The 16,704-nt window shown below is 60.1% G+C and carries 12 protein-coding genes; 9 read left to right on the plus strand and 3 right to left on the minus strand.

The genetic code is table 11. The features are described from left to right. A partial coding sequence (locus VNV36_RS06300; protein ID WP_325717017.1) for a LysR family transcriptional regulator occupies positions 1-333 on the minus strand: 333 nt, incomplete at its 3' end. Positions 334-543: 210 nt separating this feature from the next. Here VNV36_RS06300 and aspA point away from each other — a divergent pair. The 3 genes from aspA to VNV36_RS06315 all read left to right on the plus strand — a co-directional run bounded on the left by aspA (position 544) and on the right by VNV36_RS06315 (position 5,077). Continuing rightward, the gene (gene aspA / locus VNV36_RS06305; protein ID WP_325717018.1) at positions 544-1,968 is read left to right on the plus strand and encodes an aspartate ammonia-lyase; all 1,425 of its coding nucleotides are present in this window, start codon (positions 544-546) and stop codon (positions 1,966-1,968) included. Between the two features lie 484 nt (positions 1,969-2,452). Further along, entirely contained in the window at positions 2,453-3,901 is a 1,449-nt protein-coding gene (locus VNV36_RS06310; RefSeq protein ID WP_325717019.1) for an alanine/glycine:cation symporter family protein, read from the plus strand. Positions 3,902-4,072: 171 nt separating this feature from the next. Continuing rightward, positions 4,073-5,077, plus strand: a complete 1,005-nt coding sequence (locus VNV36_RS06315) for an asparaginase (RefSeq protein ID WP_325717020.1) — start codon at positions 4,073-4,075, stop codon at positions 5,075-5,077. Positions 5,078-5,138: 61 nt separating this feature from the next. Here VNV36_RS06315 and VNV36_RS06320 read toward each other — a convergent pair whose 3' ends face one another. After that, a complete protein-coding gene (locus tag VNV36_RS06320; protein WP_325717021.1) occupies positions 5,139-5,423 on the minus strand; it encodes a hypothetical protein in 285 nt (94 codons plus the stop codon). Between the two features lie 529 nt (positions 5,424-5,952). On the opposite strand from VNV36_RS06320, the gene VNV36_RS06325 reads away from it, so the two are divergent. The 4 genes from VNV36_RS06325 to VNV36_RS06340 all read left to right on the plus strand — a co-directional run bounded on the left by VNV36_RS06325 (position 5,953) and on the right by VNV36_RS06340 (position 14,012). Next, positions 5,953-6,945, plus strand: a complete 993-nt coding sequence (locus tag VNV36_RS06325; protein WP_325717022.1) for an AraC family transcriptional regulator — start codon at positions 5,953-5,955, stop codon at positions 6,943-6,945. A gap of 204 nt (positions 6,946-7,149) precedes the next feature. Next, positions 7,150-8,175 carry a histone deacetylase family protein gene (locus tag VNV36_RS06330; RefSeq protein WP_325717023.1) on the plus strand — a complete coding sequence of 342 codons (1,026 nt, stop codon included), beginning with the start codon at positions 7,150-7,152 and terminating at the stop codon, positions 8,173-8,175. Beyond that, on the plus strand, positions 8,172-9,266 hold the full coding sequence (locus VNV36_RS06335) for a polyamine ABC transporter substrate-binding protein (protein WP_325717024.1): 1,095 nt from the start codon (positions 8,172-8,174) through the stop codon (positions 9,264-9,266). Before VNV36_RS06330 ends, VNV36_RS06335 begins: the two co-directional genes overlap by 4 nt. 141 nt (positions 9,267-9,407) lie before the next feature. Then, positions 9,408-14,012, plus strand: coding sequence for a hypothetical protein (locus VNV36_RS06340; protein ID WP_325717025.1), 4,605 nt, complete (start codon positions 9,408-9,410; stop codon positions 14,010-14,012). Here VNV36_RS06340 and pdxR read toward each other — a convergent pair. Next, complete coding sequence (pdxR, locus tag VNV36_RS06345; protein ID WP_325717037.1) at positions 13,969-15,522, minus strand: MocR-like pyridoxine biosynthesis transcription factor PdxR; 1,554 nt, start codon at positions 15,520-15,522, stop codon at positions 13,969-13,971. The two genes, VNV36_RS06340 and pdxR, sit on opposite strands and share 44 nt — an antisense overlap. Positions 15,523-15,615: 93 nt before the next feature. Between pdxR and VNV36_RS06350 the strand changes: the two genes are divergently transcribed. Both VNV36_RS06350 and VNV36_RS06355 read left to right on the plus strand, forming a co-directional pair. Beyond that, on the plus strand, positions 15,616-16,254 hold the full coding sequence (locus VNV36_RS06350) for an FMN-binding negative transcriptional regulator (RefSeq protein WP_325717026.1): 639 nt from the start codon (positions 15,616-15,618) through the stop codon (positions 16,252-16,254). Further along, a complete protein-coding gene (locus VNV36_RS06355; protein WP_325717027.1) occupies positions 16,251-16,697 on the plus strand; it encodes a GNAT family N-acetyltransferase in 447 nt (148 codons plus the stop codon). Before VNV36_RS06350 ends, VNV36_RS06355 begins: the two co-directional genes overlap by 4 nt. The last annotated feature ends 7 nt before the right edge of the window (positions 16,698-16,704 follow it).

A 16,704-nucleotide genomic window follows, 5' to 3' on the forward strand; every position in this document is an offset into this window, starting at 1 on the left:
CCAGCGCGGGAAGAAGCTCAGCGCCAGCGAGTGCGCGGCGGCGATCTGCATGACCTCGCCCTGCCCGCTTTCCAGATGGTGCAAATGACGCAGCACCTCGCCGAGCTGGTCGACCACTGTCCTCGCGGTGACAAGGAATAACTGCCCCGCCGCCGTCAGCTCGATTGGCGTGCGCGAGCGATTGACCAGCGTCAGGCCAAGGGCCGCTTCAAGGCTGCGAATGCGCCGGCTGAAGGCCGGTTGCGTGACAAATCGACGCTCCGCTGCCTGGGAAAAACTGCGGGTCGCGGCCAGCGCACTGAAATCTTCCAACCATTTGCTTTCCAGGTTCATCGTTTCTCCAGCGTTAGAAATGGCGCATTCGCAGGTGCGGACGGAGCGTCATACACTGATTCACACGTTCGCAACAATCCCTGCGTCACAGCGCCATTATGCCGATTGTGCATAGGGCAGCGTTTTACAGCATTGGTCCAGAATAGCCCACAGGCCTAGTATCAAGGGCGTTCCGGCTTAGTCCGTGCCCATCTTGAGACTTTCTCTATCATGTCCTCCGCTGCATCATTTCGCATCGAAAAAGACTTGCTTGGCGTTCTCGAAGTACCCGCTGAAGCGTATTACGGCATCCAGACCCTGCGCGCAGTGCACAACTTCCGCCTCTCTGGCGTTCCGCTTTCGCACTACCCGAAGCTGGTTGTAGCGCTGGCGATGGTCAAGCAGGCAGCCGCGGATGCAAACCATCAGCTGGGCCATTTGAGCAACGAGAAGCATGCGGGCATCAGCGAAGCCTGCGCACGACTGATCCGCGGTGATTTCCATGATCAGTTCGTCGTCGACATGATTCAAGGCGGCGCCGGCACCTCCACTAACATGAACGCCAACGAAGTCATCGCCAACATCGCGCTCGAAGCGATGGGCCATGCCAAGGGCGAATACAAATACCTGCACCCGAACAACGACGTGAACATGGCGCAGTCCACCAACGACGCCTACCCGACGGCCATTCGCCTGGGTTTGCTGTTGGGCCACGACGCACTGCTCGCCAGCCTCGACAGCCTGATCCAGGCGTTCGCGGCCAAAGGTCACGAGTTCAACCACGTGTTGAAAATGGGCCGTACCCAATTGCAAGACGCGGTGCCAATGACCCTGGGTCAGGAATTCCGCGCCTTCGCCACCACGCTGACTGAAGACCTCAATCGCCTGCGCAGTCTGGCGCCTGAGCTGCTGACCGAAGTCAATCTGGGCGGCACTGCCATCGGTACCGGCATCAACGCCGACCCCGGTTATCAGCACCTGGCCGTTCAGCGTCTGGCGACCATCAGCGGCCAGCCGCTGGTGCCGGCTGCCGACCTGATCGAAGCCACCTCCGACATGGGCGCCTTCGTGCTGTTCTCCGGCATGCTCAAGCGCACCGCGGTCAAGCTGTCGAAGATCTGCAACGACCTGCGCCTGCTGTCCAGCGGCCCACGCACCGGCATCAACGAAATCAACCTGCCGGCCCGCCAGCCAGGCAGTTCGATCATGCCCGGCAAGGTCAACCCGGTGATCCCGGAAGCGGTCAACCAGGTAGCGTTCCAGATCATCGGCAACGACCTGGCCCTGACCATCGCGGCCGAAGGCGGCCAACTGCAACTGAACGTGATGGAACCGCTGATCGCCTTCAAGATCTTCGACTCGATCCGCCTGCTGCAACGAGCCATGGACATGCTGCGCGAGCATTGCATCGTCGGCATCACCGCCAACGAAGCGCGCTGCCGTGAACTGGTCGAACACTCGATCGGTCTGGTCACCGCTCTGAACCCGTACATCGGCTACAAGAACGCCACCCGCATCGCCCGTATCGCCCTTGAAACCGGCCGTGGCGTGCTGGAGCTGGTACGCGAAGAAGGTCTGCTCGACGAAGCCATGCTCGCCGACATCCTGCGCCCGGAAAACATGATCGCCCCGCGTCTGGTTCCGCTCAAAGCCTGAGCCGACGCGTACTTGAAACACCGCTCACCAGGTCGAGGGACTAGACACCTCTCACCTTTTGAGGGCTTGGGGATTTGTCCCCAGGCCCTTTTTTTTAACTTCTTTGCGGGCAGGACGTTAGATGCTTTGTGGATTCGATACCGCCAAGATCGCAGCCTTCGGCAGCTCCTACAGGATTGACGTGCACCTGTAGGAGCTGCCGAAGGCTGCGATCTTTTGATCTTGCAGCAACCTCGTTTCGTCGCTTGCACCACTACCGTGCAGACGGGCGCGCCACTGACCGGTATAGTGCCGCCCCTCTTCGCGTGAGCGGTCGTCGGTAACGAGGCCATAACCCATGCGAAACCCGAACTAATAACAAAACCCGCGATATGGATCCGGGACGAAATCTTCGCCTCACCCGTTGTGCCGTACGCACACCGGTGTAACACGATGTTTCTCCGATCCAGCATTTGCTCTCACAAAAAACAGCGAGGAAAAATCCATGCTCGAAGTCATCAACGACTTCCTCTCAGGGAAAGTACTGATCGTGCTCATTGTCGGGCTCGGTAGCTACTTCACGATTCGCTCGCGTTTCGTTCAACTGCGTCACTTCTTCCACATGTTCGCGGTGTTCCGCGACAGCCTCAAAGGCAGCGCCGGGCAACTCAGCTCGTTCCAGGCCCTGATGCTCAGCCTCGCCGGCCGCGTCGGTGCAGGCAACATCGCCGGTGTCGGCATCGCCGTGACCCTCGGTGGTCCGGGTGCGGTGTTCTGGATGTGGGTGACCGCACTGGTCGGCATGTCCAGCAGCTTCTTCGAGTGCACCCTGGCCCAGGTCTACAAGCGCGCCGATGGCGACGGCCTGTACCGTGGCGGCCCGGCCTACTACATCCAGCACGGGCTCAAGCTCAAAGGCATGGCGGTGGTATTCTCCATTCTGCTGCTGGTCACTTACGGCTTCGCCTTCATTGGCCTGCAGTCCTACACCGTGACCCACTCGCTGCAGAACGCCTTCGACTTCAACCCACAACACACCGGGATCGTCCTGGCGGTGCTGCTGGCCATCACCTTCATCGGCGGCATCAAGCGCATCGCCTCGGTGTCCGACCTGCTGGTACCGATCAAGACCCTGGCCTATATCGGCGTGACCCTGTATGTGATCGGTACCCAGATCGAACACGTGCCGGCCATGCTGGAAACCATCTTCAAGAGCGCCTTCGGCCTTGATCCGGCCTTTGCCGGCCTGCTCGGCAGCGCCATCGTCATGGGCGTGAAGCGTGGCGTGTTCGCCAACGAAGCGGGCCTGGGCAGTGCGCCGAACGTCGCCGCTGTGGCCGCCGTCAAGCACCCGGGCGCTCAGGGTGTGGTTCAGGCTTTCAGCGTGTTCCTCGACACTTTCGTGATCTGCACCTGCACCGCGCTGCTGATCCTGCTGTCGGGCTTCTACACGCCGGGCTTCGAAGGTGACGGCATCGTTCTGACCCAGAACTCGCTGGCTGCCGTGGTGGGTGACTGGGGTCGCATGTTCGTCAGCGTCGCGCTGTCGCTGTTCGTCTTCACCTGCATTCTGTACAACTACTACCTGGGCGAAAACAGCCTGCAGTTCCTCAGCCGCAACCGTGCCCTGCTGATGCTGTTCCGTGGCCTGGTGCTGGCGCTGGTGGTCTGGGGTTCGATGCAGGATCTGTCGACCGTGTTCGCCTTCGCCGACATCACCATGACCTGCCTGGCCTTCGTCAACCTGGTGGCCCTGGCCATGCTGTTCAAGGTCGGCCTGCGCGTGATGCGCGACTACGACGCGCAGCGCCGCGCCGGCGTCAAACAGCCAGTGTTCGACTCGAGCAAATTCGCCGATCTGGATCTGGATCGCAACGCCTGGCCGGTCAACCCGCCGGCAGCTGCGGGCAATACTGACACTGCGCCGCAAGGCGTACCTGCAGCGCAACGCTGACAGGTGAATGACGGGCGCATCCCCTGCGCCCGTCGGTTATTGTGATGCAATAACTTGTAGGAGCGAGCCTGCTCGCGATGGCGGACGTCCAGCCAACATCAATGTTGAATGACATACCGCATTCGCGAACAAGCTCGTTCCCACAGGTTCCTCATCGTTCCGGAGAATCCCATGAATTCGTCGACTTACCCCGCCGCCCAGCACGTCATGGTGCTGTACACCGGTGGCACCATCGGCATGCAGGCCAGCGCCAACGGTCTGGCCCCGGCGTCCGGTTTCGAAGCACGGATGCGCGAATACCTGCACAGTCAGCCTGAGTTGATCGTGCCACAGTGGCAATTTCGGGAAATGTCGCCGCTGATCGACAGCGCCAACATGACCCCGGCCTACTGGCAGCAACTGCGCGAAGCGGTGGTCGATGCCGTTGACGTGCAAGGCTGCGACAGCGTACTGATCCTGCATGGCACCGACACACTGGCCTACAGCGCGGCGGCGATGAGCTTCCAGTTGCTGGGCCTGCATGCCCGCGTATGTTTCACCGGTTCGATGCTGCCGGCCGGCGTGACCGACAGCGATGCCTGGGAAAACCTCAGCGGCGCACTGGTGGCCCTCGGCGAGGGCCTCGCGCCAGGCGTGCACCTGTACTTCCACGGCGAACTGCTGCCACCGACCCGTTGCGCGAAAGTGCGCAGCTTCGGCCGTCATCCGTTCAAACGCCTGGAGCGTCAGGGCGGCGGTGTAAAAGCGCCGTCAATCCCGTCAGTGCTGAACTACAACCAGCCCAAGCAACTGGCCAAGGTTGCGGTGTTGCCGTTGTTTCCCGGCATCAGCGCCGAAGTCCTCGACGGCCTGCTCGACAGCGGCATTCAAGGTCTGGTGCTGGAATGCTACGGCAGCGGCACCGGGCCGAGCGACAACCCGCAATTTCTCGCCAGCCTTGGCCGTGCACGGAATAACGGTGTCGTCGTGGTTGCAGTCACGCAGTGCCATGAAGGTGGCGTTGAGCTTGATGTTTACGAAGCCGGCAGCCGCTTGCGCGGCGTTGGCGTGCTGTCCGGTGGGGGCATGACTCGCGAGGCGGCGTTCGGCAAGTTACACGGCCTGCTTGGCGCAGGACTTGAAACACAGGAAGCGCGCCGACTTGTCGAACTTGACCTTTGCGGGGAACGCCTCTGATAAGCATTGCCCACATAACCAAACCTTCCTGCAAAGCCAGTTTGCAGGAAGGTTTGCGGGATCAACTCAATGTCACTGAAAATTTGCCGCTGGAAAGTCTGGAATCTTCTTCCCGCTCACCATGGACATCATCCAGCAATCCTTCGATTTTCGTGCTGCCCTCTTGCCACTCAACACGAATCCAGCCACTTGCTGCCAACCATTCTTGTGAAGAGTTCTGGAACAGAAAATAGATTGGATCACCCGGCGCGGTAAAAACGACTTTCTGATTCAGGTTGGACTTGCCAACAACAATATAAATCATGCGATTAAAGTCCGGATCCCCGCCACTCATATCGAATTCCATAACAATTTCTTTTTCGCGAACTTCGGCGCGAATAACCGGAAACGACTGCTCGACCCCATCCACTTCAACTTTGATTTGACCCTCGCTTGTTTTTTTATTCCTTTGAAAAATTCCGCCGTATATTTCTCAGGCTTTGAAAGACTCATATAAATCTCCTTCCAACTAATTAAATTAATTCCATATCGGATGACTTCTCAGCGAGAAGTAAAATCAAACCTAGCCCCAGCCCAGTGCGCTGTCAAAAAACATTTTCCCAGATAAACATATACGACGAACGGTAAAAAATTTGCAAAAACCTGTAATTTCTAACAGTAGCCGTCAACCAATCAAAATTTTAAACTCGGCGTGCACAACGCTTCGCCTGATCAATACAAAGCTATCAAAAGCCACATTAAGGAAATAAAAACATACTTATTAAAATAATGTCCTGCCCAGTGAAAAATTTGCTCCGAGTTAATCTTTAATTCATCAACCAAAAACTACGGCACATAAATTGCTGAGCCTTATCGTCCATGGCCGGAAACTATTTATGCTCCACTCCCACCTCACCACCCTCAACGCGGTCTCGCTGATCCTCAATACCTTCAAGGCCGAAGGTCTGTCGAGCGAGGCGTTGCTGGCCGGCAGCGGCATCGTTGCGGCGGATCTGCAGCGTGCCGATACGCGGATCACCACCCATCAGGAAATGCTGGTCTGCACCAACGCAGTCGCGCTCAAGCGTGACATCGGCCTCGAACTGGGCCGGCGCATGCATGTGTCCTGTTACGGCATGCTCGGTTACGCCCTGCTGACCTGTGCCACCTTCGGTGACGCTTTGCGGCTGGCGATCCGTTACCCGGCGCTGTTGGGAACGCTGTTCGAACTGAGCCTGGAAGATGACGGCGAACAGGTCTGGCTGGTCGCTACCGACTACCGCGAAAGCCCGGCGATGGCCGTGTTCAATGCCGAGTTCTGTCTGGTCTCGCTGAAAGTCATTTGCGATGACTTGCTCGGTCGTGCGTTGCCGCTGCGCGCCACGCGCTTCGAACACGCCGCGCCGGACTACCGCGACCGCTATGCCGAGCCCTTCAATTCGCCGCTGCACTTCTCGGCCAAAGACAACGCGTTCGCCTTCGACCGTCACTGGCTTGATCAACCCTTGCCGCTGGCCGACACCATCACCCATCAAGCCATGGCCGAGCGCTGCCGCAAACAGAATCTGGAGTTCACCGGGCGCCAGGCCTGGCTGGGGCGGATTCGCCAGTTGCTCAGCGCGCAATTGAACGCGGCGCCGGGGCTCGAAGGCCTGGCGCAGCAGATGAAATGCTCGCCGCGTACCTTGCGCAGACATTTGAAAGACATGGGCAGCAGTTATCAGGAATTGCTTGATGAGCTGCGCTTTGAGCGAGCCAAGCAGATGTTGTGTGAGGATCAATTACCGATCTACCAAATTGCCGAGACGCTGGGCTTCAGCGAAACCGCGAGTTTTCGCCATGCGTTTGTGCGCTGGAGCGGGGTGGCGCCGAGTCAGTTCAGATCCTGAAGATCAAAAAATCGCAGCCTTCGGCAGCTCCTACAGGGATCGGTGTAGGAGCTGCCGAAGGCTGCGATCTTTTGATTGTGAGGGGCCAATTTCGGTCAGAGGTTGTGGCCATATCGATCCCCTTTTGGCCGCTCCCGACGTTCTCCGATGCAGCGCACGCCGCAACACTGAAGGCCACCGAACCAGCCCTGCGGAGAACAACAAATGCTGACGATCTACTCAGATGATCACCACCTGCACCATGGCCGCTGCGAACTCATCGACGGCCAGCTCAAGCCGTGCTTCGAGATGCCCTCGCGTGCCGACCACGTGCTGCAACGGGTGCAGAAGCAGAACCTGGGCACGGTCGAGGCGCCGAAGGATTTCGGCCTCGAACCGATCGCCCGCATTCACAGCCGTGAGTACCTCGATTTTTTCAAAGGTGCCTGGGCACGCTGGACTGAATTCGACACCGACGGCGACTTGCTGCCCTACACCTGGCCGGCGCGCACCCTGCGCTCGATCAAACCGACCAGCCTGCACGGCCAGCTCGGTTATTACAGCTTCGATGGCGGCGCGCCGATCACCGCCGGCACCTGGCAAGCGGCCTACAGCGCAGCGCAAGTGGCGCTTACCGCGCAGGCAGAAATCCAGCGTGGCGCACGCGCGGCCTTCGCCCTGTGCCGTCCGCCGGGACATCACGCCGCCAGCGACTTGATGGGCGGTTATTGCTACCTCAACAACGCCGCCATCGCCGCGCAAGCGTTCATCGATCAAGGCCACCAGAAAGTCGCGATCCTCGACGTCGACTACCACCACGGCAACGGTACCCAGTCGATTTTCTATGCACGCAGCGACGTGCTGTTCACCTCGATTCACGGTCATCCGGAAGCGGAATTTCCGTTCTTCCTTGGCTATGACGATGAGTTCGGCGAAGGCGCCGGGGAAGGTTTCAATTTCAACTATCCACTGCCGGCCGGTTCCGGCTGGGATGTGTGGAGCGCAGCACTCGATCAGGCCTGCGCCGAGATCGAACGCTACGGCGCGCAGATCATCGTTGTCTCGCTCGGCGTCGACACGTTCAAGGACGACCCGATCTCGCAGTTCAAACTCGACAGCCCGGATTACCTGGCCATGGGCAAACGCATTGCCGCCCTTGGCAAACCGACCCTGTTCGTCATGGAGGGCGGCTACGCGGTGGAAGAAATCGGCATCAATGCGGTCAACGTGCTGGAAGGTTTTGAACAATGAAAAAGCGACTGATCGCCTCGGCGCTGTGCGCGGCCCTGCTCAGCGCTGGCGCCCACGCCGAAGACCGCACACTGCGTGTCTACAACTGGTTCGACTACATCACACCCAAAGCGCTGGACGACTTCAAGGCGCAGAATGCCCAGACCAGACTGATCTACGACATCTTCGACACCAACGAAGCGCTGGAAGCCAAGCTGCTCACCGGCAACTCCGGCTACGACGTGGTGGTGCCGTCCAACGTGTTCCTCGCCAAGCAGATCGAGGCCGGGGTGTTCCAGCCGCTGGATCGCAGCAAGTTGCCGAACTGGAATCACCTCGATCCGAAGCTGATGAAGCTGATCGAAGCCAACGACCCGGGGAACAAATTTGCCGTGCCTTACATGTACGGCACCATCCTGATCGGCTTCAACCCGGCGAAGATCAAGGCAGCGCTGGGCGACAACGCGCCGGTGAACAGTTGGGACCTGATCTTCAACGAAGAGAACATCAGCAAGCTCAAGCAGTGCGGCGTCGCCCTGCTCGACTCGCCATCGGAGATTCTGCCGCTGGCCCTGCAACACCTCGGCCTCGACCCCAACAGCAAGAAGCCGGCGGATTACGCCAGGGCTGAAGCGCTGCTGATGAAGATCCGCCCCTACGTGACCTACTTCCATTCGTCGAAATACATGGCCGACATCGCCAACGGCGACATCTGCGTGGCCGTCGGTTATTCCGGCAGCTTCTCGCAAGCGGCCAACCGCGCCAGGGAAGCGAAAAACGGCGTCGTGGTCGACATGCGCCTGCCAAAGGAAGGCGCGCCGATCTGGTTCGACATGCTCGCCATTCCCAAAGGCGCGAAGAACACCGAGGACGCCTACACCTTCATCAACTATCTGCTGCAACCGGCAGTGATCGCACCGGTCAGCGATTTTGTCGGCTATCCCAACCCGAACAAGGACGCCACCAGCCTGGTCGATCCGGCGATTCGCAACAACCCGAACCTGTACCCGACCGACGCGGCGATGAGCACGCTCTACACCCTGCAACCGCTGCCTCGGGATGCCGAACGCGCACGGACGCGGGCCTGGACAAAAATCAAATCCGGAACCTGATTCCCTCACCGCATCCAGGGACCCGCGCGCACGCGGGTCTTTTTTTGCCCGGCAGATCTATCTACCGCACGCGCGAACGTGGCGCCTTCTAATTTGCCCTGATCCGCCGGCTTTCGGCGCCCGACAGAGCAGGAACCACTGATGCCCGAACTCCCCTTACCCAGTGCCGTCGATATCGTGACCCAACTGGTCACCGGCCCCTCACTCCATGAAGTCGCCGCGAAAACGCTGGCCCCGGCACTGAAGAAGCTGTACCCCAACCTTGAGATCGACCCGCAACTGGCCATGGTCGTCGAGCCGAGCTGGACGATCGACGACGATCAGGTCTACCCCGGTCGGCCCAACGTTGAAACGCTGACTGATGCGCTGATACGCCTCGGCATGTCCGGCAAAACCGTGACCTACCTGGACGGCGAGCACTATCTGACTCAGCAACCTGCCTGGCCGGCTCCCGTGCAATTGCCGGTGAAAATCGAGGCGATCGGTCTGCTGCTCAACGAGCTCGCCCCCCTGTTGTTCATCGCCTACCAGGATCAGCACGTCAGCTACTGGGATGACTTCACTTACCCAGGACAGCCGCGCTGGCAGCAGTTGTCGCAAGCGTTGCGCAATTTATGGAAAGCCGATGCCAGCCATGGCTGGGACGCCGCTCAAACCGCGGTCGCCGAGGCGGTTTTCCGACAGCCCGACAGACAACTTCGCCTGACCACTGACACATACAACACACGGGCCTGCCTGATCGACCTTGACCGGGACGACACCACACAGCCCGATCACTTGGGCTTGCTGGATATGGCGGTAATCATTGGCACAGTTGCAAAACGCAGCGTGATTCTCACTCATGCGGTCACCCAGGGTTACCAGCACTTCGACTCGCTGCAAGCGCTTGGCGAAGATCTGCAGAAACGCTTCGGCGCGACTCCCGCAAATCCGGATCTAAAGTGGCGGCTGGTCGAACCGCAGGGCAACTTCTTCGACCATCAAGCCTGCACCTTGATTTCGATTGAGGCCGACGCCTTGGGCAAAATCAATTTTTTTGCTGACAAGCCGCTCAACCGCGTCTATCCGCACACCGGAACTTTAGGCAAAACGACCCAACCGCCCCCGCGCCTTGAGACACATTTCGAACGACTGCGACCGATGCTGCCGCAGTGGCTGAACGATGCGTCTTCCGTCGATCAGGCTCGCTACAGTCGGCATCTGCTGGACCTGACCACGTTTGAGCATGAACACCACGGCAAATCGTTCCAGAGCGAGGTCGTCGACCTGCAGGCGTACACCCGCGACGCTCTGATGCAACAGATGTCGAAAGACCAGCCGAGTGCCAAGGACATCAAGCTCGATGACATCCTGATCACCATCACCAGCCTGGTGGTCTGGGGGACGTTCGTATTGCCCGGCAACACCAGCACCAAGACCCTGACGTTGCCGGAACTGGCTCTGCAGAACCTCGCCGGACTGCCAATGGGCAACAAGACCGTGAGCTATAAAGATGCCGGCGCAGTGCCTGACTGGATGACCATGGCCTACCTGGAAAAACTGGTCAGCACGGTGAATATCGGCGAGACCTATCCGGCGCACTTGAAGGCACGCCTGATAGACGACGCCGATCAGGCGGCGGCGTTGCAAAAGCTGTACACAAGCCAGCTGCGCATCGAACTGCCCTTGCTGGCGTTGCAAGACAAGATCCAGGGCCGGGCAGGCATTGATGACGTGGGGTATCGCTACGTTGCAGCGGCACTGGCGGCGACCGCCGCAGAACGAAACGTCGATGGCGAGGAAATCGTCATCCGCCCTCTGGCCTTTGTCGCGCACCGCAGCAGCGCCGCGGCCGACAGCGTCGCCAACATGTACGTCATCGGCCCGCGCGAAGCGAACAAAGGCCCCTGCCTGCTGTACCGTCCACTGTTCGAAATGCCGTTGCTGCAATATCCCGGGCACGCCAACCTCCTCTACGCGATCGAGCACTCGCGACATTTACGCGATTCGGTGCTGGCGTGGCTCGCCGATGACGTACGTTTCAACTACAGCCAGTTTGTCTTTACCGCCAGGCTGCCGTCGGTATGGACAATTCCGCAGATGCTGGTCAATCCGACGACGGCGCTCGACATGTCCGGCCCCGTCGCGCTGGGTACCCAAGTGCTGACCGGCAACGTGCTGGAAACCCTTCATGAACGCAACGTACAGGCTCTGCTGACCCTGGCCGACCGGCAATCGGTGTCGAATGCCGAGGCACGCTGGGCCACCCTGAAACAGGGCGGCTGGCTTATATTCAATGCCGCTCTGCCGTTCCTGGGACGCAGCGTCGGCACGGCGGCCTGGATCTGGCAGATCATGGACGATCTGCAAGAAGTCACCGACGTTGCCAACCAGCAGTCGGGCAAGATCGCGTGGACCGCAATTGCCGACATCCTTCTGGCCCTGGGCATGGTCCTTGCGCATCGCGCGGCAGTCGACCAGGCACCAGCGCATGAATCGTTTGCACAGACGGAAAAAGCAACTACGCCCCTGGACCCGGCCGGCACAGTCCGCAAAGCGCTGCAATTGCCCGACGTCACCAGCACCGAACTGACCGGCAGCCACGCGACTTCCATCGATATCTTCACCGCATTGAAACGCTCGCCACTGGCACTGGCCAAGGTTCTCGACAGCTTCAAGCTCGACCGGCCGAAAGATCTTGGCGCCGCTGCACGCGACGGCGCGCACCGGGGCTTGTACCCTCATGGCAACACCTGGTACGCGCAGGTCGGCGAGCGCTGGTTCGAGGTAATGCGCAATGAACACGGTGACATGCAGATTGTCGACTCGCGCCAGCAACCACGCCGCATCGGTCCGAAACTGGCGTATTCCGCCAGGGGCGAGTGGGTGATCGATATGCGCCTGCGTCTGCGCGGCGGTGGCCTGGACTCGGCACTGCAAAAATCCCGGGGCAGCAGGCAGACCGTCGCCAAAGCGTTGATGGAAAAAATTTCCGCGTTCGATAACACCATGGATACCAAGGAATCGCGTCTGAACGCGGATCGCGATGCCTTGCGCGCTGCTTTGCCCCAGGCGCAGTCAGAGGCGCGCACTCAGTATCTCGCGACACTCGATACCCAGTACAAGGAGTACGCAGCGAACATTCAGCAGATCAAGGAGTTGAACCTCATCCAGACTATTCCCAATTACCGCACCGTCATGACCGAACGCTTGCAGATGCAATTGTTTCTGGGCCATGAGTGGCTCAATGAGCACTCTTCACACGTTCAACAAAGTGTCGAGGCCATGCAGACGATGATCGCGCAGGGGTCCGGCGCCGAGCCAGAGCCATTCACCCTGGCGGCCGTCAGCCTGAATGACGTCACTCAAGGCATCATCGAGAAAATGGAGGCGGCACAAGCCTGCTTCGAAGAAATGAAGCTGTTGGGAAAAGACGCCGTCGAGGCAATGCGTGTGTATCGAGATGCCTGGCCGAACTACCAGCTCAATGACCTCAAAATGCTTCAAATCAGCTTCGCCGAACGACTATGTGTCAAGGCAGGCGACACCGCGGATCATGCCAGCGCTCGACAGGCGCTCGCCGATCTCATCGAAGACGCTGCGCTGAATATCCAGAGTTCGCTGGACTTGAGCGCCGATGAAAGCCTGGGCGACCTGCGTGGACGCATCGATGCCTTGAGCAACGTCGCGCAGCAGTTCGACTCGGTGAACAAACGCTTCAGCGATCTGGCCAGCGAATACGCCGGCCAGCTGCACACTGAGCGACTCAAACATGTACAAGCGCGGGTGATCGCATTCAAAGCCGCCGCCGACAACCGACTCGCCGACCTGCTGCGCTACCGGCATTTGCTGGTACCACAGGCCGGACCGTCAAGGCCCTCCACGTCTGCCTCGAATCGACAGATTTTCCAGACGCGATCAAGGGGCACCGTGGTCGGCGAACGCAAGAAAAGCAGCAGCGATGACCCTACCGAGCTGATGGAAGTACGCGCTCCTCTGACGGGCGTCATTGCCACTTTCCATGAAGAGTCGCCCGGTGTCTGGGTCGAACAGCGTGCGCTGCCTGTGCCGATGCCAACAGCTCAAGCCGACTTGAAAAACAGCGTTCGCGAGGGCCAGGCACTGATCGATGGGCTGGCGGCATTTCATCGGCGCATCGAGGCGCGCCTCAAACGCGGCGCGCGGATCCCGGTGGAGGTCGAGGAGGAATACCACAAGCATGCCGCGCTCTTGCGCAAGGCCGTTGCGGCGATCGACGAAGCACTGACCGCCATGAACCTTACCGCAGGCCGGCATGAGCCCTCCGAAGCGCTTAACCATGCGCTCGACAAGGCTGCAAAAACCCTGGAAGAAAAAGGCACCAGCACGCGCATTCGCCTGGTCAAACAGCAACCACCCACGGCGGCGGGCATGCAATGGCTCAAGGAAAAGGGAGAAATAACCATCGACAAAACCGTGACCCGGCAACCGCTCCGACGCCGTCAGCATGATTTCCTCGACGAGTACCGGATTCGCGACACTCATAATGACAAGGTCCTGTGCTACGCCCATTTTCACTACAGCAGCGCCGCCGCGCATGATCCATCGTTCGTTCGCGGGCACATGAAAACCGTCGCCCAACAGCGCATGGGCGGTGCCTACGAGCCCAGCCATCCAAGCAACCAGCAGCTGATTGAAATCCATCGCAGCGAAATTTCCGCTCGCCTGGCCGAGGCGTTGTTCTTCAACCTCCCCAAGCCTGTCGCAAGCGCGCCAGTGCCGCTGTGATCGCAGCCTCCGGCACAGCGGCAAAACCCAGCACCAGGCCGGCACGCCGGGCCATGGGTGTGGTTGAGTCCGGCAACCAGTAACTGCTCAAGCCGTTGATTTCGACATCGACCTCAGCGGCTTGCGCGATCAGTTGCTGCTCGCGTTCAACACTGTCTACGGCGACGGTCAGGTGCAGCCCGGCGGGCACGGCCGGTAACTGACCGACACCCGCGATCGCCGCAGGCCAGCCGGCGAGCAGGCAATTGCGCCGGCTCAGGGCAGCCCGGCGCATGCGGCGGATATGCCGTTGAAAATGCCCGGCGGCCATGAATTCGGCCATCACCGCTTGGGTGCTGACTTCGGAATGGCGGACATCCACCGCGCGCCGTTGCGCGAACGCGTCGACCAGTGCCGGTGGCAGCACCAGATAACCGAGGCGCAACGCCGGGAAGGCAACCTTGCCAAACGTGCCGACGTAGAGCACGCGGCCCTGGCGATCGAGAGCGGCCAGCGGCGCCAGCGGCGCGCCGGTGTAGCGGTACTCGCCGTCGTAGTCGTCTTCAACGATCCAGCCGCCGACCCGCTCGGCCCAGGCGAGCAATTCCAGGCGCCGGGCCAGGCTCATCACCACGCCCGTGGGGTACTGGTGCGACGGTGTGACGTACGCCACCCGACAGTCGCCGAGATCCGCCATTGCGCTGCAATCGATGCCGTCGCTGTCCACCGCCACGCCGTGCAGTTTTGCCCCCGCCACGGCGAAGGCATGACCCGCCGCGCGATAACCCGGATTCTCGATCGCCACGCCATCCCCGGGCTCGACCAGCAACTGTGCACAAAGGCTGATGCCCTGCTGCGCGCCACTGGTGATCACAATTTGCTCAGCCGTACACTGCATGCCCCGCGAACTGCGCAGATAGGCCGCAATCATCGCGCGCAGTCGCGCATCACCGGCCGGGTCTCCGTAACACAGTTGCTGCAGATCCGGTTTGCGCCAGAAAGCCGCGTTCAGCTTGGCCCACACCTCGAATGGAAACAGGTCAAAGGCTGGAACACCTACGCGAAAAGCTCGCGGCGGACCGCTCGGCGGACGCGGCAGATGATGTTTTTCGATACGGGAAAATCCGCCGCTGTGGATAACTTTGCTGGATGCATCAACAGGTAAATCCAGCCAATTTGTGGATAAGGCTGTGGGTAAGCCTGTTGACAAGCCTGTGGATGAATTTATGGATAGTTTTTTCCTTACCGTCGGAGTCTGGGCCAATTGCGCCACGTAAGTGCCGTCACCGACGCGCCCTTCGATAAATCCCTCGGCATACAACTGATCGTAAGCGCGCACCACACTGTTGCGGGAAATTCCCAATGCCGAGGCCAGGTCACGGCTGGCCGGCAATCGTGTGCCACTGGCCAGGCGCCCGTCGAGCACCCGCAGACGCAGGGCCTGATAGAGCTGTCGGCTCAAGCCCTGACGGCGATCAAGTTCTATCCCGGCCGGATTGAACGGCATCGACAACGTTGGCAGATCAGGCATGGCAAATGGACCTGTGAAATGGCTCATCAATGGCTCTTACAACGGACCAATAGCCTGCCTAGGATGCAGGCATTCGCCAAGGAAAATCTGTCCATGTACACGCCACGCGCCTTTGCCATCGAAGAGTTGTCCCAACTGCACGAATTGATCCTCGCCACCCGTCTGGCCATTTTGGTCAGCCATGGCGAACACGGTTTGCAAGCCAGTCATGTGCCGGTGCTGCTGCATCGTGAGCAGGGTGAAAACGGCACGCTCTACGGGCATTTGGCCAAGGCCAATCCGCAGTGGAAAGACCTGCGCGACGGCGCCGAGGCCATGCTGATCTTTGCCGGCCCCGACGCGTACGTCAGCCCGGGCTTTTACCCGAGCAAGGCCGAACACGGCAAAGTCGTGCCGACCTGGAACTACATCGCTGTGCACGCCTACGGTCACGCCGAGACCTTCAGAGATGGCGGGCGCTTGCTCGACATCGTCAGCACCCTGACCGACCGCCACGAAGCAGGCCGCGCTCAGCCATGGGCGGTCGACGATGCGCCGGCCGATTACATCGATGGCATGCTCAAGGCCATCGTCGGTTTCGCCATTCCCATCGAGCGCCTCGAAGGCAAGCGCAAGCTCAGCCAGAACCGCAGCGCTGAAGACATTGCCGGTGTGCGTGACGGCCTCGCTGCCAGCCCGGACGCCAACGATCGAACCCTCGCCCGCTTGATGCCCCAAGGAAAACCAGCATGACCCAGATCGACATTCGCCCGGTCAGCGCCAACGACCACGATTCCTGGCTGCCGCTTTGGCAGGCGTACCTGCGCTTCTACAACACCGAGTTGCCGGACGCCGTGACGCAGAGCACCTGGCAGCGCTTCCTCGACCCGAACGAACCGACCCATGCCGCCCTCGCCTGGGCCGATGGCAAGCCGTTGGGCATGGTGCATTACATCTACCACCGCTCGAACTGGAGCATTGAAAACTCCTGCTATCTGCAGGATCTGCTGGTGGTGCCGGAGTCGCGTGGCACCGGTGTCGGTCGGCTGTTGATCGAACATGTCTACGCTACCGCCAAGGCTGATGGTTGCTGCAAAGTGCACTGGCTGACCCACGAAACCAACGCCACCGCGATTCAGCTCTACGAGCGCATCGCCGAACGCCCCGGCTTCATCCAGTTTCGCAAAGCCCTTTAAGGAGACG

This window comes from Pseudomonas sp. (genome assembly GCF_035554175.1).
Lineage (GTDB): Bacteria > Pseudomonadota > Gammaproteobacteria > Pseudomonadales > Pseudomonadaceae > Aquipseudomonas.